The sequence below is a fragment of the Desulfuromonas soudanensis genome (genome assembly GCF_001278055.1).
GTDB classification, from domain to species: domain Bacteria; phylum Desulfobacterota; class Desulfuromonadia; order Desulfuromonadales; family WTL; genus Deferrimonas; species Deferrimonas soudanensis.
On sequence record NZ_CP010802.1, the window covers coordinates 32,210 to 52,285 of the forward strand.

The window sequence follows — 20,076 nt, forward strand, 5'->3', positions numbered from 1 at the left end:
GCAAAGAAGCAAAACGATCATCAACCGAAGGGAGGTGAAAGGATGAAAAAGCTGGTATCTTTTGTGTTGGTAACCATGCTCGCCGTGTCTCTGTCTGCCTGTGTCCCCGCTGGCAAGAAGGAAGGCTCCGCCCGCGTCAAGTGTCCCGCCTGTGGTTATGAGTTTGATGTGCCCGCCTCCGGAGGAGAGTAACAACTAATTCTCCCCGATCTTTCGTGGTGAATTCCGATCTGGAACGCAGAAAATCGAAAAGGTATGACATCGAAATTCCAATTCAGGAGGCAATAGTGAGAAAAAAGAATATTTTCCTGGCGGTCTTGGCCGTTCTGGCCATGGCGGCCCCCGCCCTGGCCGTCGACGTGGCCTTTCACGGCGATCTCAACAACCGCTTCAACCTCTACACCAACCAGTCTCAACTCTATCGGGCGGCCGGAACGCTCGAAGGCAAGAATTTTGCGGATAACGGTACCCCGGTGGAGAAGGACGCCAACAGCGCTGTCTGGGGCGACATCAAGTATCGCCTGTGGACTGAAGCCTCCAGCAACGACGGAGCCGTCAAGGGCGTTTACGCCATCGAACTCGGTGCTATCCGCTTCGGCCAGAACTACACCAAGGGCGGCGGCGGGACCTACTCGGGTGACGGCGTGAATATCGAGACCCGCTGGGCCTATACCGATATCCAGCTCCCCTTCGTTCAGAGCAAGGCCCGGGTCCTGATCGGCCTGCAGCCGTTGGCTCTCAACAGCTTCGTCTGGAACGAGACGGTCATGGGTGTGCAGTTCAAAGGGGACGCCGGTCCTGTCGGCTATACCCTGGGCTGGGTTCGCGGCAAGGAAAACTATCCCACCGCCGCCTCGCAGAATGCCTTCCAGGATGCGGACGCCTTGCTGGCCCGCGCCGATCTCAAGCCGGCTGAAGGGACCAAACTTGGCCTCTTCGCCCTCTGGCAGCATCAGGACGCCTTCGACGGCACAGGTGCTATTTCCAACGAAATCAAGGGCTTCGGTAACAATCAGTACAGCATCTACACCCTGGGGGTTGATGGTGGCTTCACCACCCCGACCGGTCCCGGCAATTTCTTCGTCAACTGGGATGCTATCTATCAGGGCGGCACCATCGACCAGCCCGGCAACCTCGACGTCAGCGCTTACCTGGTCCACGCCGATGTCGGCGCAAATCTCGGCGCGCTCCGCCTCACCCTCACCGGTTGGTACGCTTCCGGCGACGATAATGCTACCGATGGCGACATCAACAATTTCATGTCGACCGACGTCGACCGTTTCGACAGCGTGGTCCTTTTCGAGGGCGGATACACGGATGATAACTACGCCACTGAGGCGCCTTACCTCGGCACCTACGGCATGATTTTTAACAAAGCGGCCGTCGACTTCAAGGCGACCGAAAAGACCGCTATGGGTGCGGCCGTCCTCTATCTGATGACCGCCGAGGACGTGACCCTTGCCTCCGGTGCCAAGGGTAACGTCATCGGAACGGAGTTCGACGCCTATATCAGCCACAAGCTCTATCCTAATGTCGAAGTAGCCATCAATGCCGGCTACCTGCTCTCCGATGAGGTGGTGGATGCCGTCGCCGTTGGCGGCGATGCGGACAACATCTTCCGCAGCACCGCGCGGGTCCGTTACAGCTTCTAACATTGCCGCTTTTCAGCAGTTATGGTACCTTGCCGGCCGGGCCTTGCGCCCGGCCGGTTTTTTCTCGCCCGGGGTTTCACAAGGCAGTAACCCCTTCTTTCCCTGTCTAACAGGAGGTAGTCCCTTGAACCTGCGACGCATCCTTGTCCTCGCGACTCTCTTTTACCTCAGTTCGGTCGTCTTGGCCGGAGCGGCGCTCCTCGACGAGGTCGTCCGGGATTTCAAGCCTCTCTCAGGGTACCTCGTCATGGCGACGGGCGACGAGTTCCTCATCGACCAGGATGCCGGCAAGGGGGTGGCGGTCGGCGATCTTTTTGTCGTCGTCCAGGAGGGGGGAAAGATCGTTCATCCGGTGACCAAAAAAGTCTTGGGAACCCTCGACCAGGTGAAGGGTGTTCTGCAGGTGACCCGGGTCAAGGCCGGGTACTCTTATGCTCGGCCGCTCGGCCGGACCGAGGATCTCAAACCGGGCGATGTCATCCGTCGTTACGAAAACATCCCGGCCCTCTTCTGGGACTACACGGATCAGGGGAGCGAACTCTTCACGAAACTCAAGACGGCTCTCCCCAGGCTGGACTGGCAGGATTATGCCGCCGCCCAGGTCGATCGTCCGCAGATCCCCGGTGCGCTGGCAAAGGGTGGGCCGACCCTCCTCTTCGTTCTCGACGGGAGTGGGCTGCAGGTCCACAATGCCGAGTTTCAGGTTATTCACGCTTACCCGAACCCGGTTCTATCTGTAGCAACAACGGTTACTCCGGCCGCCGGCCCGCTCAAGTGGGACGGGGCTCCTGTCGGAGGAACCAGGGGGGCGGCCGGCTATCAGGCGGTCTATCCCGGCTTCGAGACCCTCGGTTCGCTTCCGGATGGAACGGTCATGGCGGCGTTTGCCAGGTTGGGTGACCGGATGCTGCTGGCTACTACCGACGGCGGAGACTTTCAGGCGTTTACCGTGGCGGAGACGCTGACGCCCCTGGCCCGGGGGGGCACCGCGCGTTCCGGCAAACTTTTGGCCCTGCACTGGTGGCAGCCGGTGACCGGCGGCCCCCTCTATCTGGCGGTGACCTCTTCCGTAGAGGAAAACCAGGCGGTGACCACCGCCATGCCGCATACCGTCTCCGGGTCGATTTTTCAGCTGGAGGGTGATCGGTTCACGCCGGTTCGTGAAGGTCTCCCTTACATTCTCGGAAGTTTCGATCAAGACGGAGACGGCATCTGCGAAATGCTCCTGGGTCAGAACTTTGACCGCGACACTTTTTTTGGTCGCCAAATCAAAGAGTTGTATCTCGTGGACGGCAAGGTGGAGACGCGCCGTCCGTCCCTTGAGCTTCCCCGAGTATTTCCGGTGCAGGGAAGCCTCCTGGCCGACCTGACCGGTGACGGTCGCCCGGAAGCAATTTTTGTGCGCCGTCGGGTCCTCTCCGTTTATAATGGGCAGCAACGTCTCTACGAGTCGCCGCAGCAGATGGGCGGCAGTTCTTCCGCGATGACATTCAGTCGCAATCCCGGCGCTGCAGATCAGCTTTTTACCACCGAACCATTGGAAATTCCGCCGGTGGCGGCCGATCTGGACGGCGACGGCAAGCTTGAACTTGTGGCGATTGCCGCCGAGGGATCCTTCCTGCGTGCCCCCGGCCTCGGCCCGAATATAAACAAGGCTTGGCTGGTCGTGCTGCGCTACGACAACGGCTCCTTTGTCCGCGGCCGACTCGGCGATGAGCTGGACCGCCCCGTTCAGGGACTGGCCGTTGACGGTAAACGGGTCCTGCTTGTCAGCGCCAAGTCTGGATCGATCCTCACCGGCACGGGCAACAGCTTTTTACTCGCTCTGCCGATAGGACTATGATCCTGTTCTGGAGGGAGTAATTTGCCCTCCCGTCACTTACCACGACACGTCCCTGGTCGCCTAGCAACCTTTGAATTTGATTGGCCGAAAGGACCGGACCCTAACCTGAACAGGAGGTTTGCTTGATTCCCAGACAGAATTTACGGTGTGCCCTTTTATTGATCGGAGTCTTCGGGCTTCTGGCAGCCCCCGTCCTGGCTGCCCCCGCCAAGGTGAAGATTGTTCCCCTCGCCGAGGTGGAGGCAATGATCTCCCGGAATCCCCAGGACGGCAACTACCTGCTCTTCGATTCCCGTCCGGAAGTCTATTACAGCCAAGGGCACCTTCCCTGGGCCCAGTCCCTCCCCTGGCAGGAGATGAAGGAGCGGATCGATGAACTTCCGGCGGAGAAGGGGACGAAGCTGGTCTTCTTCTGCGGCGGCCTCAAATGCGACCTTTCCACCAGGGCCGCCCATCTCGCCGTCAGTCTTGGGTATACCAACATCTCCGTCTTCGCCGAAGGAGAGCCGGGTTGGACCAGGGGCGGAAAAACCCTTTGGGTTTCGGCCAGTTACCTCAAGATGATTCTCAATGACCGCGACCGCATCGCCCTGATCGTCGATGCTCGGCCGACCGCCAAGTACAACGAGGGGACGATTCCCGGGTCGCTCAATCTCCCCTTTCGGGAGTGGGACAAGCTCAAGGGGCTCCTCCCCGGCGACAAGGCCACCGAGCTGATCTTCTTCTGCGGCGGTCTCGAGAGCGACTTTTCCCGAAAGGCGGCGACCAAAGCACGGGAGATGGGGTACACGGACGTGCGGGTCTTCGCCGAAGGTTGGCCGGCGTGGGAAAAAAGTTCGACCCGCGCATTTGCCCTCGTCAATTCCAGGGACGGCGGCAAGTCCTCACCGGCGGAGGAGAAGGTGTCCACGGGGGAAATCAGGAAAGATGAACTGCTCAGGCTGATGGCTGAACAGCCCGAAGGATTTCTCCTTATCGATGTCCGCTCCGAAGCGGACTTCAAAAAAGCCCACCTTCCCGGGGCGATCAACATCCTCGACGATAAGATCGGCGAAAACACAGACAAAATCAGAGGCAAGAACGTTGTCTTTTACTGCAAAGCCGGCAGCCGCTGCGCCTCGGCCTACTACGCCGCCGAAGAGGCAGGCGTCAAGACGACCCGCTTTCTCAACCGGAATGTCGATTTTGCTGCCGACGGCAGCTACACCATCCGGTAGTTCTGTACCGTCATCCCTGCTGTCAGCCCCGGCCCTTTTTGGGTCGGGGCATTTTTCGTTGATGGAAGGGAAGGGAGTCATTTCAAAGGTTACTCTCCGTTGGCCCTTGTTTGAAATAGATAGAACTACGTTTTATTAACTCTTGACTGACTATCAAGCCTCTGTTATTTTCACACAGGTTTACTGCGGCCCTTGCCAGAGAAGAGGGTGGGCGGTTCAGTCAGAGAAACGTGTTTTTTCATGTCTAAATTGAAAAGGAGGCTTCATGAAGAGGAAAGGATGGATTTTTGGCTTGGCTGCGTTGGGGATCCTTGGTTTTGCAACACAGGCGCTGGCGGCTGTGGAGTTCTTCGGCACCGCCAAGGTCAAACCGACGTTCTACAGTAACTTTGATTTTAACGATGATCTTCAGGATAAACCGACCCTCAACGAGGGGGGATGGACCTCCGGCGAGCATATGCGCGCCGAGTTGCGGCTCGGCTGGAAAGCCTCCGGGGAGAAGTGGCGGGTGAAGATGATCGCCGAGGTCGACGCGATCATGAACAAGAACAACGCCGATCGTTCCTATTACACTGGGACTCCTCAACAGCAAACCAACGCCGGAGGTGAATTCGGCATCGAGCGGGCCGAAATCGGCTACACTTTCTGCAAGTACCTCGACATTTCTACCGGTTGGGATATCCGTGCCCTCGATATCAAATCCGGCGGTCTCCTTTATGGCGACGACCACCCCTTTCTGGCTCTGGGCGGCGCCCTGACCGACAGCACCAAGTATCAGCTCCTCTATTTGCCGATTCAGAATGACGAGATCCTTGGCGCCGCCGATGCGACCGTCACCAATGACTGGCGGGTTTACACCCTCAAGGTCGACCAGACCATCGATACCGGCATCGGCAAGCTGACGATCAGCCCGCTGGCCGCCTTCAGCGACAATCGCGCCAAGTTGGCGACGGTGACCTATTACGGTCTGGAAATTCTCGGCCATCTCGGTCCGATCGCGCCCTCCTTTGAAATCATCAAGGCGCAGGGGGATTTCGACAACGGCAAGGACATCGACTCCCTGGCGCTGTTTGCCGGAGTTGAAGTGCCGGTCACCAAGGCCTTCAATCCCTATGTCGCCGCGCGCTATACCCAGGGGGATGACAACTCGGCCGACAATGACGTCGAGGGTTTCGTCGGCATCACCGATATCGGCCGCTTTACCCCGCTGATGGGGATGGACGGCAACATTCTCGGCGAACATCTCGCCTCCGGGGCCAGCCCCTACGGGGCCTCTCTCTATGCCTATGCACCGGAGCGGGCAGGGGGCGGCGACGCCTATGGGGGCATCGGTAACGGCGGTTCGGGGAACAACCCCGGCCAGAAGCTGATTGCCGTCGGCACCAAGGGTGATCTCGGCGCTCTCCTCCCCAATCTCTCCTACAAGACCCAGGCGTTTTTCATCTGGTATGACGAGACCGGTAACCTGATCAACGTTAAAAATCCGGGGCAGAAAGTCGACGATTACGCCGGTACCACCTTCGATCTGCAGGCGATGTACGCTTTCGACAAGAACTTTGCCGTCGACTACATCTTTTCCACCTTTGTCCCAGGGGATGGCCTCCAGGATCAGGTCGGTGCCGATGATAACGCCTATGTTCACATGCTGACCCTGGGCTGGACCTATTGACCGGTCTTTTCTTAACCTCAAAGGGTCCCTTCGGGGACCCTTTTTTTGCTTTTGCCGTGACAACCGGCTACTATCTGAAATCGGGGGCCAACCCCCGGTCGATCGACAGGGATTTTCTCCTGTCCCGTCGCTGACTTGACCAAGGGAGTTTGCCATGCGCCGAGGTACTTTTGCCCTGTTGTTCTCCACCGGCTGTTTTCTGTTGCTGATGACCGGACTCGCCATGGCCGCTGCGTCTGGGATCACAACGGCACTCGACGCCTGGCAGGGACCGAAAGAGGCGATCCTGGTCAAAAACGGAGGCAGCGCCCCCGGGCTTTCCGCCGAAATGCTCCCCTGGCTCGAGGTATTGCTTGCCAGGGGTTTCGCCGTACGGACCGATGCGGACGCGCTCACGGGTGCCGAAGGGGTGATTCTGGAAATCCAGACTTCGGGGGCAGGACCGCTGGCGGTCCTGCGCCGGGGGAATGACGGCGCCATACTGGCTCTGGAAAAGCTTTTCCGGGGTCAGGGCGGCCCAAAAACGGTCGGCGTTTTGGCAACGGCGCCGGTGGCGAATTCGCCCCCTCTGCAGGGTGTTATTCCGGCGTCCCCGCTGTTGCTGGACATGAAACCCCGGTCCCTCGTCGATTTGGGGAGTGAGGGGGACAAGATCCGGGTCGCCTTGCTGGCAAAAAACGGGGTGACGGTCCTGACCCTGTCAGGCGGCAAGATGGAAAAGAGTGACCTGGTTTCCGCCCCCGGATCGGGGTGGCGCCCGCTCTTTCTCAGCAGGATGAAGGTCAGGGGGACTCCCGAAGTCCTTTTGGCCGCAGTCTGGGCGGAAGATATCCACAGCATCTATGAAGGAACAAACAGCCGGATCTGGTCCCAGCCATTACTGTGGGACGGAGCCGTCCTGCAGACCTCCGGCGCGCCGACGGCCGGTTATGCCCGATTGGGGGGGGATCGAGCTGGTGCCATTCAGCAACGGGGAACATTCAGTCTTTATGACGGACCGGTTCTTCCTTTCCCCCCGTCCGCGCAAAGGGATCCTCTCTTCTGGGGACAGCGCGGCCTCTTTGCATTGACACCTCTCGATGCCGATCTTGGCCTCGCCTGGGTGGAGCCCGGAAGGCTGGCATTGGTCAACCTTCTGAGCGGAGATCTCGTGCCGGGGGGCGCTTTGCTGGAGGATTTCGGCCCCTTCGCCGGGGCCGAGGTGGCGGTTCGGATCGAAGAGCCCGGTTATCGCTCCGGCTTTGCTAAAGAGGACAGGGTTCTGGAAAAATACTGGTCACTCCCTCCCCGAACGGTCAAGGGCGTCGATAAGTCGGTTGTGACCATCCGGCGCGGTCGCCGCGAGGGGATGGCGTTCATCGGGCAAGCGCAAGGGGACGATGTGCTGGTGCGGGTCGAATATCTCGAGGCGGGTCTTCGGGCGGAACACAGTTTTGCGCCGATTCCCATGTTCATTCTCGATTTTGCCCCCATCGGAGACGACCAAACCGCGTTCCTGCTGTTGTTGAATGAAAAGGCGGACGGTGGAGGACAGGCCTATCTCCAGCTGCAGTGGGAGGGTCCCTGAGGGTCGGCAGTTCCCCCAGATAAAAGAGGGGCCGAGCCCAGACCGGGTCGTTGTTCAAAGGTCGAATGGTTACTCTGGGAAAATCTCCCCAGCCTCGGCACAGGAAAGGTTATCGGGATCGCTTCTTGCCGGGCAGGAATTCCAGACTCCACCCCAGCCCCTCCATGCATAACTCGAAATCCAAATTTCCCCAGCCACCATAATCCCGAGCTTGAGTGACGGCAAAGGGTGGACCATTCGAGGCTACCCTGAGCGCATAGTCCTCGCACTCGAAAATATCGCGCCAGCGGTATTGCTCCGCGTAATGGGCGTCGGGGTGCTGCCAGCGCCAATGGCCAGGCTGCCAGGCGCACCCGGCGACCAGCAGAAGCAATAATACGACCATGGGACATTTCATGGGCGTCCTCCATTGAAAATTTCTGTTTCAAAACCCATCGGCGTTAATCTGCAGACTTCGAGCGCGCCTCCTCAAAAATATAACATGTCCCGGTGAATGTCGAGCAAGGTGGGGGTGACCCTGGATGACAGCTGCACCATTGATTAATTCGAAGCCATCGGCCCCGGGCCCGGCCCTTTTTGGGTCGGGGTTTTTTTTGTTTTTGAGAGAAAAATATCAACGCAGAGGCGCTGAGAAGGGGAGTCGGAGAGAAAACATAAAATGGGCAAGGTTCCATGCCCAGGTCTATGGATCGTGAACGCCAATAGCCTATTTCAAACTTTTTAATTTGATCTCCTGATCCCTCCGCTTCTCTCTGCGCCTCTCCCCCTCCGCGCCTCTCCGTTAAAACATGAATCAGTCATCCAGAAATCCCACCCACTCCACCGTCAACGTCAGAGCCCCGAACTCCTCCTCCACCTTCCCCTTGAGGAGGTAGGGGCGGGCGCGGGAGAGGAGACGGCAGAAGCGGGCGTAGGGGCGGGGAAAGAAGGTGGTGTCGAAGATGGCGGTGGTGTCCTCGAAGGAGATGAACTCCATCGGCTCCCCCTTGCGGGTCTGCACCGTCTTCCCCGTCACCCACCAGCCGGCGACGGTAACGGAGCGGCCGATCCAGCGGCCCAGCTCGGCGGCCGGTACCGGTCGGTGGCGCGCCAGGGCCCGGCGATGGAGGGTCAGCGGATGGCGTGAAGCGAGGAGGCCGAGGGTTTCGACCTCCTGGCGCAGCACCAGCTCGGGGTCGTAGGGCGCCGGTGCCGGCAGGGGTGGAGCGGACTCTTCGAAGAGAAAGCCGCTTCCGCCGCCCGGAGCGCGGCTGTGGAAGCTCAGCACTTCCCAGAGCAGGGCCGGGCGTTTCTCCACCCCTTCGAGGAGATCGAAGCAGCCGGCCTTGACGAGGAGGCGCACGTCGCCGGCGGGGAGGGGGACGCGGCGCAGGAAATCGGAAAAAGTGTGGTACGCCCCGTTTTGTTCCCGCTCGGCGATCAGGGCCTTGAGTCCGGACGCCGAGAGCCCTGCGATCTGCATCAGCCCGACGCGCAGGGCCTGGCCGCGACCGCGGTAAGGGATGGCGCTCTCGTTGATCTCGGGGGGGAGGATCTCGAGGCCGTGGCGCCGGGCTTCGGAGAGATAGGCCAGGGGGGCGTAAAACCCTCCCTGGTTGGAGATCACCGCGGCCAGGAATTCGGCCGGGTAGTTGGCCTTGAGCCAGGCGCACTTGCAGCTGACCAGGGCGTAGGAGGCCGAGTGCGGCTTGCAGAAGGAGTAACCGGCAAAAGAGAGGATCTGCATCCAGATCTCCGCCACCGTTTTCTCCTCAACCCCCTGGGCGGCGGCGCCGGCGGCGAAGCGCTGGCGGAAGTCGTCGAGTTTTTTCCCCTTGTGCTTCTTGCTGATGATCTTGCGCAGCTGGTCTCCCTCGAAAGGGGAGAAGGAGGCGAGGGCCATGGTGATCTGGGTGATCTGTTCCTGGTAGATAGCGGTGCCGTAGGTCTCGTTGAGGACATTTTCCAGGAGGGGATGGAGGGTTTGCCACGGTTTGCCGCGCATGCGCGCCACGAACTCGCGGATGAAGGTGTTGGCGGCGGGGCGGATGATCGAGGAGGCCATCACCAGATGCTCGAAAAGGTCGCAGTGCAAGGTCGCCGGGTCGGGAGGGTCCCCCCACATCTTTTTGAGGAGCTGACGGGTGGCCGGCGACTCGATGTAGAAGCACCCCATGGTCTCTCCGGCGCGCAGGAGGGTGCAGGTCGCCGGGTCGTCGAGGGGCTGCCAGGTGGCGTAGTCGATTTTCGGGCCGCCGTTTTCCGCCACGGCGGCGAGGGCGTCGCGGATCACCGCCAGGGAGCGGTTGCCGAGGATGTCGATCTTCACCAGTCCGGCGGCTTCGGCCTGGTCTTTTTCCCACTGGATCACTGGCCGTCCCTTGGCGGAGATCTGCACGGGGACGTAGCGGCGGATCTCGTCGGGAACGATCACCAGCCCGCCGCAGTGCAGGGCGAGGTGGCGCAGCTGTCCGCGCAGCCGCGAGGCGACGGCGAAAATTTTTTGCCATTCGGGACAGGGGGGCTCGCCGGCGAAGAGGGGGTGGCTGTCGACGGCGCGGGCGGCATTGCAAGCGTCCCAGTAGCTTGAGAGGCGCTCGGTGAGGGTGCTGATCTCGGTGGCGGGGAGGCCGTAGACCTTGGCCACCTCCCGCAATGCGGCGCGCCCCTTGAAGCCGACCTGGTTGGCGACCATCGCCGCCCGTCCGTCGCCGTAGCGGGCGAAGGCGTAGTCGAGGACGGCGTCCCGCTCGTCCCAGGGGAAGTCGATGTCGATGTCCGGCGGGTCGAGGCGCCCTTCGTTGAGAAAGCGCTCGAAGAAGAGGTTGTGGCGGATCGGGTCGACGTGGGTGATCCCGAGGGCGTAGGCGACCAGGGAGGCGGCGGCGCTCCCCCGGCCGCAGGTGCGGACCGAGCGCTTGGCCAGCTCCTCGACCACCAGAAAGTAGTGGGCAAACCCCTTGGCGCCGATGATCGAGAGCTCCTTGTGCAGACGCTCCTCGACGACCGGGTCGATGGCGCCGTAGCGCCACAGGCACCCGGCGCGGGCGCGGCGCTCGAGTTCGGCGAAGGCCTCCCCGGCGTCGAGACCGCGGTAGGCGGGGAAGATGGTGGCGGAGAAGTCCCAGTCGGTCTTGCACAGCGCCGCGGCCTCGCCGGCGTTGGAGAGCGCCTCGGGGCAGTGGGGAAAGGCGGCGGAAAGCTCGCTGGCCGACAGCAGCCGGTCGCCGGCGTTAGCGGTGTCGGCCGGGGAGAGGCGCGAGAGCTTGCTGCCGGAGGCGATGGCCACCAGCACCCGCTGCAGCTCGAGATCCTCGGGAGCCAGGAGAACGGCGCGGCTGGTGGCCAGCGGCGGCAGACCGAGGCGGCGGGCGAGGGCCAGGGCTTTTTCCATGCCGTGACCGGGGGAGAGCTCGACGTAAAGACCTGCTGCGCTCCCGTCGCGGCACAGGGGGGTGAGAATCTCCGGGTCGTCGCTGATCACCAGCAGTCCGGAGCGCCAGCGGGCGATGGCGGCGGGAAGGGCAAAGCCCGGTTCGGTGTGCAGGGCCGAGAGGAGGCGGCAGAGGTTGGCGTAACCGTCGTCATTTTGCGCCAGGAGAACGGCCCTGCGGCCGCCGTGGACCGCCTCGGCGCCGATGATCGGCGCGATCCCCGCCTCCCGGGCCATGGCGATGAAGTGGGGGATGGCGTAGAGGCCGTTGCGGTCGGTGAGGGCCAGGCGCGTCATTCCCAGGGCGGCGGCGGAGGCTATCAGCTCCTGCGGAGAGTGGATCCCCCAGGCGGGGGAAGAGGCGGAGTGAACGTGGAGGTGGGCGAACATGGCGCTTAGAAATCCACGGACGGGGGGTGCGCAGCGGCGTGGCGGACGACATCCATGCCGTGGCGCCGGCGCAGGGTGTCGAGGGCGTCCTGCAGGGCATCGAGGCGGGGGTCGGCCTCTTCTTCGGTAAAGAGGGGGAGCTGACGGTTTTCGCCGGCCAGGCGCCGGCAGAGGAGGCGCATCCCCTTGATCCGCACCCGGCGTTGGCACCCGCGATCGAAGAGCGCCTCGGCGGCGGCCAGCAGAGCGCGGTCGCGGCTTTCCGGGGCGGGAAAAGGGGCCCTGTGCTCCTCGCTGACCCCGTCCTCGTAGAAGAGGGTCAGAACCAGGGAGCCGGCACCTCTCCCCAAGCGGCGCAGCTGGAAGGCGCAGCTCTCGGCGAGACGGCCGACTTCGGCAAGGAGGATGTCGTCGTCGTTCTCGGCGCGGGAGAGGATTGCCTCCTCGGAAATTTCGGCGCGGCGCTGCGGCCTCTGCACCGGCGAGGGGTCGATCCCCCGGGCCCTCTGGTGGAGGAGGGGGGCGAAGGGGCCGAAGGCGAGGCGCAGTTGGGAAACGGCGAGGTCGGCGAGGTCGCCGATGCGGCGCAGGCCGAGTTCTTCGAGGAGGAGGGCCTGCCGGGCCGCCCCGACCCCCGGCAGGGCGGCGACGGGGAGGGGGGCGATGAAGCTCGCCTCGCCGCCGCGCTCCACGTCGCAGACCCCGGGGTGGCCGAGGGTGCCGGCGGCGATGCAGGAGATCAGCTTGTTCCCCGCCACCCCCAGGGCGGAGGATAGGCCGAGGCGGGCCGACAGCTCCCGTTCGAGGCGGGCGGCGGCGTCGCGCCCGGGTCCGAGAAGCCGGGTGCTGCCGGTGAGATCGAGGTAGAGGCGCCCGGGGAGGGCCGGCTCTCCGAGGGGCGAATAGTGGGCGGCGATTTCGAGAATGGACCGGAAGGCCCGGGCCGCAGTTGCCGGGTCGGGGAGACGCAGGAGGAGGGGGGGACAGCAGCGCCGCGCCCGGTAGACCGGCATCCCCTCGCAGACCCCCTCGGCGCGGGCCTCGGCGGAGACGCACTGCAAGAGGGCCCGGTCCGAGTTGCCCGGAGCGATGGCGACCGGACGGCCGCGCAGCGCCGGATCGCCGACCCGGGCGACGGCGATGGGGAAGGCGGGGATGGCCAGATGGAGGATATCGCGTTCCATGGGAGGTTCAGAGGCAGTGGCGGAGAACCCCGACCACGACCCCTTCGATGCGCAACTCCTCGACGTTTTCGACGAGAATCGGCGCCATGGCCGGGTTGGCGGGGTGGAGTTCGATGCGCCCATCCTTTCTGACCAGGCGCTTGACCGTCGCTTCGTTGCCGATGAGGGCGACGACCGTCTGGCCGCTGTCGGCGCTGGCCTGCTTGCGCACGACGACGAAATCGCCGTCGAGAATGCCGTCGCCGACCATCGAATCGCCGCGCACCCGGAGCGCGAAATTCTCGCCGCGGCCGACCATCGACGGCGGAACCTCGATGGTGTCGGCGGTCTCGATCGCCTCGATGGGGCGGCCGGCGGCCACGGTGCCGACCAGGGGGAGCTCCATCGACCGTCCCCGGGGACGGGTCGGGCGCAGCCCGCGGCGGGCGTTCCAGTCCCGGGAGAGGGCTCCCTCCCGTTCGAGACGCACCAGGTAGTTCTGCACCGTCCCCAGGGAGGAGTAGCCGAAGGCGGCGGCGATCTCCTGCTGGGAAGGGGGGTATCCCTCCCGGTCGAGATGGGCGGTGATAAAGTCGAGTATCTTCTTCTGCTTGGGGGTCAGTGGGCTCATGGCAACCTCGGATGAGAACGATCGGTTGCCAAACACTATATGCGTAGGTTATGCGTAAGTCAAGGGGGGTAAAAAAACACCGGAAGCGGCGGGACGAATGTTCACAGGGTGCGGGCGAGGATCTGGGCGATCTGGGTGAGGGCGGTGAGCTGGGTCTGGCTGAAGTCTTCCCCGGCGTCGGCCGTGTTCGTCCCCTTGCGGCAGACCTGGACGACGCCGCTGACCTTGTCGCTGCTGAGCAGCGGGGCGCTGAGGATCTTCTGGATGGGCAGGGGGGGAGGGTCGCTCTCCGGGCCGAGCCGGACGGATTCGAAGATCGAGGAATGGTGAACGGAGGCGAAGCGGTTGTTGGCGAAGCCCTTTTTGTCCCGGGCGGTGCGAGCAGCCAGGGAGGAGGACGAAGAGAGGGGGATAAAGCCGGACTTGGCGAGCTTGGCCGGCCAGACGAAAACGAGGACCTGCTTTTCGTCGTCGAGGGAGAGGATGGAGATCTCGTCGGGCTTGACGCGGAAGGCCTTGCGCAACGACTGCACGGCGAGAGACAGACGCTCCTCGCCGGCGCCGAGGGCGGCGAGCTCTCCTTCGAGTTTTTTGCAGAAATCCTCTATCTTCATGAAGACCCCTCTTCCGTGGTCGAAAACCATTCTCTTTTAGCACGGGGGCGTCTCTTCGTCAAAGAGAATGCGCCTCTCTTTAAGGCGACGACCTGAGCAGATAGCGGACTTCGGCGTCGGAGACCTTCCCCTGCCATTGGCCGGTGACGCGGCCGTAGAGGTCGGCGCCGAGGAAGAGGGCGAGGAGCAGAAGGGCGAACACGACCGAAGGGAGGAGGACGCGTCCGGCGACCTTCATCTCCACGGCCCCCGGCGCCGGGCAGCCGTGGACGCAGCGGTAGCAGGCGTAGCACTCGGCGGAGCGGACGGTTTTCTTCTGCATGACCGGTAGCCAGGCGGGGCAGCGGGCGGAGCAGAGGCCGCAGCGGATGCAGAGCCTTTCGCTGCGGCAAATCCTGCTCAGGGAAAAGAGGGAAAAGATCCCGAGGAGCGCGCCGTAGGGGCAGAGGTAGCGGCACCAGGCCATCTGCACGAAGAGGGAGAGGAGAGCCAGGCCGGCGATAACCCCGAGGGCGACGGCGGACGGGTGCTGGAAAAAGTGGAGGAGGCGGATGTCGGCGATCTTGTGGTAGGGGGAGGAAAGAAAGGCCTGCACCCCCGGCAGCGGCATCAGGTAGAGAATCTGCCAGGCGAAGAAGGCGAGGATCAGGTACTTGAGGGCGCGCAGCGGCAGATCGATCCAGAAGGGGGGGGCGAAGGTGCGGCCGAAGAGGCGCTGTCCCAACCGCCACAGCCCTTCGGAGAGGGGGAAGACCGGGCAGACCCAGGAGCAGAACCCCCGCTTGAGGAGGAGGGCGGTCCCCAGGGCGGCGAGGAGAATCAGCGCCGCCGCCGGATGGACGGCATGGAGTTCTCCCCCCTGCAGCCACTGGCGCAGTCCCATCAGGCCGCTGATGGGGAGAAAGCCGTCGATGGCCGCCGGACGGGGAAAAGGGGGCGCTCCACCCCCCTGCAGGGAGGCGGCCCAGGCAGCAAAACGCACGCCGATCCAGATGTAGAAGGCGAGAAAGCCCGTCTGAACGAGGTAGCGCGGGAGCATGGGGGGGAGGCGTCGTTTCATGGCCGATCCTTTCCGGTTCCGGGGTGGGAAGCGTTCTGAGGGTACCCGGCGAGGCTCTTTCTGTCAACGCCGTCTTCGGTTCGACGGGGAGTTTTGCCATTGACAGGGTACCGGGGAGCCGTTACGGTCTCTACCTAACCTTCCCAAGGAGTCCGACGATGAATGCGTGCGCCACGCCCCCCAGCGTGTGGGATCTCACCTCTCTCTATCCCGGGCCCGAGGCTCCGGCCTTGACGGCCGATCTGGCCCTGGCCGCAGCAAAAGCCCTAACCTTCCGCAACGACTATCGCGGCCGCATCGCCGGTCCCGGCCCGGCCGCCGGGCTCCTCGCCGCCGGCCTGCAGAGCTACGAGGCGCTGCAGCGTCTCGGCCTCAAGCCCTATCTCTACGCCCAGCTCCTCTTTGCCGCCGACGGTGAAAGCGACGTCCACAAGGCCCTCCTTGCCCGGGTGCGGGAGGCGTGGAGCGACCTGAGCGAGGAGATTCTCTTTTTCGAACTCGAGATCCTGCGCATCGACCCGGACGATTTTGCTGTCCTCCTTGCCGATCCCCTCCTTCTCCCCTACGGCCACTATCTGCGCCGTCTGACGGCCCATGCCCCCTACACCCTTTCCGAGGAGGTGGAGCAGGCCCTTCAGCGCAAGGACCTCTCGGGGAGGGAGGCCTTCGTCCAGCTCTACGAGGAGCTCGAAGCCTCGCTGCGCTACGACTTTCATTTCCCCGGCGAGAGCGCCCCCCGGGAAGGGACGGGAGAGGAACTCCTCGCCCTCCTCTATCACGGCGACGGCACCGTGCGGGAGAGGGCTTTCGCCGTTTTTCTTCGGCGTCATGGCGACAACGCCCTGGTGCTGGGTTCCTGCTTCAACAACATCCTCCTCGATCACGGCAAGGAGGTCGAGCTGCGCCGCTACCCCGACCTGATGACGCCGACCCACCTCGAGAGTGAAACCGAGCCGGAAATGGTCGAGCACATGATGGCGGTGACAGAAGCCAACTACGGCCTGGCCCGGGAGTTCTTCGCCCTCAAGAAGCGCCTTCTCGGCCTGGAACGGATGAAGAACACCGATCTCTACGCGCCCCTGGGGGGATCCGGACGCAGCTTTTCCTACCCCGAGGCCAAAGAGCTCGTCCTTGCCGCCTTTGGTGAATTCTCCCCGGTTCTGGCCGAGGAGGGGGCGGCCTTTTTCGAGGACGGACGCATCGATGCCTTTCCCCGTCCGGGGAAGAGCGGCGGCGCCTTCTGCATGGGGATGCTCCCCGGCCTTGCGCCCCGCATCCTTCTCAACCACACCGGCAACCTGCGGGACGTCTCGACCCTCGCCCACGAACTCGGTCACGGGGTCCATTTCGCCCTCTCCCGGGGGCAGAACCTCTTTCACTACCAGGCCCCCCTCCCCTTTGCCGAGACCGCCAGCGTTTTCGGCGAGATGCTCCTTACCCGCCACCTTCTGGCCCGGGAGAGCGATCCGCAATTCCGGATCGAGCTCCTCTGCGCCAAGCTCGAGGACATCATCGCCACCACCTTCCGCCAGAACGTCCTCACCCGTTTCGAGATCGCCGCCCATCGCCTGCGGGGAGAGAGCCTCCTGAGCGCCGACGATTACGGCCGGCTGTGGTGGGAGGAGAATGGGCGCCTCTTCGGCGACGAGGTGGAGATGATCGAACCCTACCGCTGGGGGTGGAGCTACATCAGCCATTTTATCCATGCCCGTTTTTACTGCTACTCCTACGTCTTCGGAGAGCTCCTGGTTCTGGCCCTCTATCAGAAATACCTCGAGGAGGGGGAGGCTTTCGTCCCCCGCTATCTCGAACTCCTCAGCCGGGGCGGCAGCGCCCCCCCCGCCGAACTCCTGGCGCCTTTGGGGATCGACCTCGCCGATCCCGGCTTCTGGCAGAAGGGGTACGACTTCGTCCGCGGGCTTCTGGAGGAGTTGCGGGTCCTGGTCGAGGGGAGGGAGTCATAGATCCCTTCAACGCTGAGACGCGGAGACCGGAGAGACGGAGAGGATTGGCCTTGAAATGATCTTCTCCAATCCCTCGATTTTCTCAGCGCCTCTGCACCTCGGCGTCTCAGCGTTGAAAGCTTTGATCTGGTCAGGTTCTGAAAAAAAGGGGAGCGCAGTGCGCTCCCCTTTCCTCTTTCTGCTTCCGGCCGTGATTCAGAGCCGCACCCGCACCCGGTAGGTCAGGACCGTCTCCCCTCCGGCGGGGATCGGAATTTGCCACGAGGCGTTGCCGGCATCCTCCTTGTGATGGGGGTGGCTTTCCTCGACCATCTCCCAGTCGCCGGGGATCGGTTCGACGACCTTGACGGTGACCGCTTCCGTTTTGGCATTTTTCAGCCTGATTTCGAAGGCGCCTTCGAAGACGTTCTTGTACCGCAGGATGCTGCCGAGTTTCTTGAAGTCGGTCTGTTTCTTGTCGGCGGTGACGTCGAAGGCCTCTCCGAGCTTGAGGCGCACCCGGTCGTTCTTCGGGGTGTGATCGATGCGATCCTCGCCGACGAACTGCGCCGCCCCTGCGCTGTCGAGCTTGTAGACACGGACCACCCCTTTGGGAAGGGGGATCCCCAGCCCCTGTTTCTCTTTGTTGTCGAAGTCGATGAAGACCCCGACCTTGAGCCTCTGGCCGAGGTCGCCGGCGCTGTTGAGATAGTAGAAGTCGCTCCCTGGAAGACGGAATTCCTTGCGGACGGGAATTTGGGAAGCCGAAAGGAGGGCGACCTGTTTGGTCTGGTTGTCGGCGAGGGTGGTCGGGCGCTCCAGGGTGTAGAGGTGATATTCGAAGAGTGCCTCTTCGGCCATCGGCGCCTCGGCACCCATCATAGCCATCGGCATGGCCTTGGCGCGGACGCGAAAATCTTCCCGAGGCGCCCGGTGGACGTCGCCGGCGACGAGCTGCAGCCTCGCCTTCGGATAGCTGCTGCCGCTGCGGTTGGTGAGGGTGACCCAGCCGGTGAGGTCGAGACGGTCGTCGTTGCCGGAGAGTTCGGCGACGTAATCCGCCTGCCAGGAAAGCCCCCCGGTCAGGTAGCTGAGTTCCAGGTCCTGGGGGTTGGCTGTGCCGCTGCGCAGCAAGGTGACCAGGGTCGGCCGTTCCCTGAGGTTCTCCGGAACATCGGGATAGGCCAGGCGTCCCGGCATCCCTGTTTCGATCCGCTCGCCGATTTTGAGGACCACTCCCCCCTGGGCGGAAAGAACCTGCGCCTCATCTTCCCGGTCGACGCCGCTGGTGGGGTGGCTGCGCACGACAAAAACTTTCTTGCCGACAAATTTCTGCAGAAGGGTCTCGGGGGTCAGAAGGTCGAAGTCGAAATTCTGCTCAAGGACCGCAAAATCCCTGGGATTGGAGAGGCTGCGCAACAGGGCGGTTTCGGGGCGGATCAGGGCGCTGATCTCGGTGAAGGCGAGGCGGTTTTCTCCGGCCGCCAGGGACACCAGGCGGCGATCCTTGACCAGGGCGAGGTCGTCGTTGTAAATGGTGACGGCGACGCTCTTCTGCTCGGCGAGCGTGCTGCGCCGTTCCGCTTCGGCGGAAAGGGTCGTGAGAGGAAAGAGGAGAGTAAAAGCGAGGGTGAGAAAAATCCTGGGCGACATGAATCCTCCTTGTTCGTGGTGACTTCACCTCCCCTCGGGAAAATCAGGGCAAAAAGGGCTGGCCGGGAGGCGGGTCCTCAAGAATACCGTAACAAGGCAACGATGTCGCAGATAATCAAAACTTCATATTCGAGCCGGTGGTGATCAGTTGCAGGTCCGGGCCGCGCTGAATCCGGGTCGGCCGGAAATCCTTGACCTGGGCGTTGGTGAGGTCGATTTTCCCATTGAGGGCGACGTTGTCCCAGAGGACGGTCTCGGCTTTGAAGTTTTTGCCACGAATTGTGTGAATTGCTGAATTGACAACAGCGTATTCATCGACAAAACAATCCCAAAGGGCAATGTCGCGCAATTGGCAGTTGCTTAACAATACGTACGCCATTTGAGATTCGCTCATGTCAAACAAAGGAAGGATAGAATCTCGAGCTGTAAATTCGGCAATTCTCGAGCCTTCTGTAGCTACCCTAAATGTCCCACCAGAAATTCCGACAGTTTTTGCTGTCACAAATGCAAGAGAAACACCCCTGGTCATATTTACGTCTTCAAATAAAATTGTGCCCGCGATAACGTCATTAAAGCGAGTGGGGCCTTCGCCTTGTGTCACCTGTCGGAGTACAACATTAGAAAAGTGGCTTTTGTTGAAATTTACTTCATCGAGAGAACCACCTTCAATTAATAAGGTTTGAATGCCGGTCATACCCATCATGTTGACACCAGAAAGGCTAGTATTTTGAAAACAAAGAGGAATCTTACTGTCTGTGAAAGAGGAACGTACCCCAAATTCGGATTCCTTCACTAATAGTTCGGTGCCAACAAGACTGTCAAATTCGCTCTCCACAGATTTGCAGTTGATAATCACAACTTTTATTACAGTGCTTTTTAGAAATGTTGTGTTTATAAATTCACATTTTTCAAATATTACGTCTGTAAATTCAGCAAACGTGAATTTACAGTTAATAAATTTGCATTTTTTAAATTTTGTTTTTCGATATTTTGAATGTTCTGCAGTAACGTTTTTCCATTGTATGTTTTCAAATTCTGCTCCATTAAAAATTGCACCTTCAAGGTCCAAATCAGCCACCTCGACATTTTTTAGTCGAATCATCTTCGTAGATGTAAAAAAATTTAACTTTTGGATATCGGCAAAAAGTTCCTCCCATTTATTTTGAATTTCACTTTCGGATATATTCATCGCGTAAGTTACCCCCATTAAAAAAGAAGACAGCACAACAAAAATAATGGATATTTTTATTAGAAGACTCATG

The 20,076-nt window shown here is 61.6% G+C and carries 15 protein-coding genes; 7 read left to right on the top strand and 8 right to left on the bottom strand.

Annotated elements, in window-relative coordinates:
- Positions 1–42 precede the first annotated feature (42 nt).
- The 6 genes from DSOUD_RS18220 to DSOUD_RS00170 all read left to right on the top strand — a co-directional run bounded on the left by DSOUD_RS18220 (position 43) and on the right by DSOUD_RS00170 (position 7,948).
- On the top strand, positions 43–192 hold the full coding sequence (locus tag DSOUD_RS18220) for a hypothetical protein (protein WP_157671680.1): 150 nt from the start codon (positions 43–45) through the stop codon (positions 190–192).
- A gap of 95 nt (positions 193–287) precedes the next feature.
- Positions 288–1,652, top strand: coding sequence for an alginate export family protein (locus DSOUD_RS00150; protein WP_053549091.1), 1,365 nt, complete (start codon positions 288–290; stop codon positions 1,650–1,652).
- Positions 1,653–1,776: 124 nt separating this feature from the next.
- Positions 1,777–3,495, top strand: coding sequence for an FG-GAP repeat domain-containing protein (locus tag DSOUD_RS00155; protein ID WP_053549092.1), 1,719 nt, complete (start codon positions 1,777–1,779; stop codon positions 3,493–3,495).
- 122 nt (positions 3,496–3,617) lie between these two features.
- Positions 3,618–4,712, top strand: coding sequence for a rhodanese-like domain-containing protein (locus DSOUD_RS00160; protein ID WP_157671681.1), 1,095 nt, complete (start codon positions 3,618–3,620; stop codon positions 4,710–4,712).
- Positions 4,713–4,977: 265 nt separating this feature from the next.
- Positions 4,978–6,381, top strand: a complete 1,404-nt coding sequence (locus DSOUD_RS00165; RefSeq protein WP_053549094.1) for a hypothetical protein — start codon at positions 4,978–4,980, stop codon at positions 6,379–6,381.
- 154 nt (positions 6,382–6,535) lie between these two features.
- Complete coding sequence (locus DSOUD_RS00170) at positions 6,536–7,948, top strand: hypothetical protein (protein WP_053549095.1); 1,413 nt, start codon at positions 6,536–6,538, stop codon at positions 7,946–7,948.
- Positions 7,949–8,057: 109 nt separating this feature from the next.
- Here the strand turns inward: DSOUD_RS00170 and DSOUD_RS00175 are convergent, their stop codons facing one another.
- From DSOUD_RS00175 to DSOUD_RS00200, 6 genes are all read right to left on the bottom strand, one after another.
- Positions 8,058–8,345, bottom strand: coding sequence for a hypothetical protein (locus DSOUD_RS00175; protein WP_053549096.1), 288 nt, complete (start codon positions 8,343–8,345; stop codon positions 8,058–8,060).
- Positions 8,346–8,741: 396 nt separating this feature from the next.
- Entirely contained in the window at positions 8,742–11,750 is a 3,009-nt protein-coding gene (locus DSOUD_RS00180; protein WP_053549097.1) for a DNA polymerase III subunit alpha, read from the bottom strand.
- A 5-nt stretch (positions 11,751–11,755) separates the two neighbouring features.
- A complete protein-coding gene (locus DSOUD_RS00185; RefSeq protein WP_053549098.1) occupies positions 11,756–12,934 on the bottom strand; it encodes a DNA polymerase Y family protein in 1,179 nt (392 codons plus the stop codon).
- 7 nt (positions 12,935–12,941) lie between these two features.
- The gene (gene lexA / locus DSOUD_RS00190) at positions 12,942–13,544 is read right to left on the bottom strand and encodes a transcriptional repressor LexA (protein ID WP_053549099.1); all 603 of its coding nucleotides are present in this window, start codon (positions 13,542–13,544) and stop codon (positions 12,942–12,944) included.
- 101 nt (positions 13,545–13,645) lie between these two features.
- Positions 13,646–14,158 (bottom strand): GAF domain-containing protein, encoded by a 513-nt coding sequence (locus DSOUD_RS00195; protein ID WP_157671682.1) that lies wholly within the window; start codon positions 14,156–14,158, stop codon positions 13,646–13,648.
- A 79-nt stretch (positions 14,159–14,237) separates the two neighbouring features.
- Positions 14,238–15,218, bottom strand: coding sequence for a 4Fe-4S binding protein (locus DSOUD_RS00200; protein WP_053549101.1), 981 nt, complete (start codon positions 15,216–15,218; stop codon positions 14,238–14,240).
- Positions 15,219–15,376: 158 nt separating this feature from the next.
- Between DSOUD_RS00200 and DSOUD_RS00205 the strand changes: the two genes are divergently transcribed.
- Positions 15,377–17,182, top strand: coding sequence for a M3 family oligoendopeptidase (locus DSOUD_RS00205; protein ID WP_053549102.1), 1,806 nt, complete (start codon positions 15,377–15,379; stop codon positions 17,180–17,182).
- Positions 17,183–17,377: 195 nt separating this feature from the next.
- On the opposite strand, the gene DSOUD_RS00210 is transcribed toward DSOUD_RS00205, so the two are convergent.
- The gene (locus DSOUD_RS00210; protein ID WP_053549103.1) at positions 17,378–18,814 is read right to left on the bottom strand and encodes a DUF4139 domain-containing protein; all 1,437 of its coding nucleotides are present in this window, start codon (positions 18,812–18,814) and stop codon (positions 17,378–17,380) included.
- A 115-nt stretch (positions 18,815–18,929) separates the two neighbouring features.
- Entirely contained in the window at positions 18,930–20,075 is a 1,146-nt protein-coding gene (locus tag DSOUD_RS00215; RefSeq protein ID WP_053549104.1) for a pentapeptide repeat-containing protein, read from the bottom strand.
- Between the last annotated feature and the right edge of the window lies 1 nt (position 20,076).

Bases quoted from the DNA above. Each gene is read 5' to 3' on its own strand.
- DSOUD_RS18220 (WP_157671680.1), top strand. From the start codon at position 43: ATGAAAAAGCTGGTATCTTTTGTGTTGGTAACCATGCTCGCCGTGTCT.
- DSOUD_RS00165 (WP_053549094.1), top strand. From the start codon at position 4,978: ATGAAGAGGAAAGGATGGATTTTTGGCTTGGCTGCGTTGGGGATCCTT.
- DSOUD_RS00170 (WP_053549095.1), top strand. From the start codon at position 6,536: ATGCGCCGAGGTACTTTTGCCCTGTTGTTCTCCACCGGCTGTTTTCTG.
- DSOUD_RS00175 (WP_053549096.1), bottom strand. From the start codon at position 8,345: ATGAAATGTCCCATGGTCGTATTATTGCTTCTGCTGGTCGCCGGGTGC.
- DSOUD_RS00180 (WP_053549097.1), bottom strand. From the start codon at position 11,750: ATGTTCGCCCACCTCCACGTTCACTCCGCCTCTTCCCCCGCCTGGGGG.
- DSOUD_RS00185 (WP_053549098.1), bottom strand. From the start codon at position 12,934: ATGGAACGCGATATCCTCCATCTGGCCATCCCCGCCTTCCCCATCGCC.
- lexA (WP_053549099.1), bottom strand. From the start codon at position 13,544: ATGAGCCCACTGACCCCCAAGCAGAAGAAGATACTCGACTTTATCACC.
- DSOUD_RS00195 (WP_157671682.1), bottom strand. From the start codon at position 14,158: ATGAAGATAGAGGATTTCTGCAAAAAACTCGAAGGAGAGCTCGCCGCC.
- DSOUD_RS00200 (WP_053549101.1), bottom strand. From the start codon at position 15,218: ATGAAACGACGCCTCCCCCCCATGCTCCCGCGCTACCTCGTTCAGACG.
- DSOUD_RS00205 (WP_053549102.1), top strand. From the start codon at position 15,377: ATGAATGCGTGCGCCACGCCCCCCAGCGTGTGGGATCTCACCTCTCTC.
- DSOUD_RS00210 (WP_053549103.1), bottom strand. From the start codon at position 18,814: ATGTCGCCCAGGATTTTTCTCACCCTCGCTTTTACTCTCCTCTTTCCT.
- DSOUD_RS00215 (WP_053549104.1), bottom strand. From the start codon at position 20,075: ATGAGTCTTCTAATAAAAATATCCATTATTTTTGTTGTGCTGTCTTCT.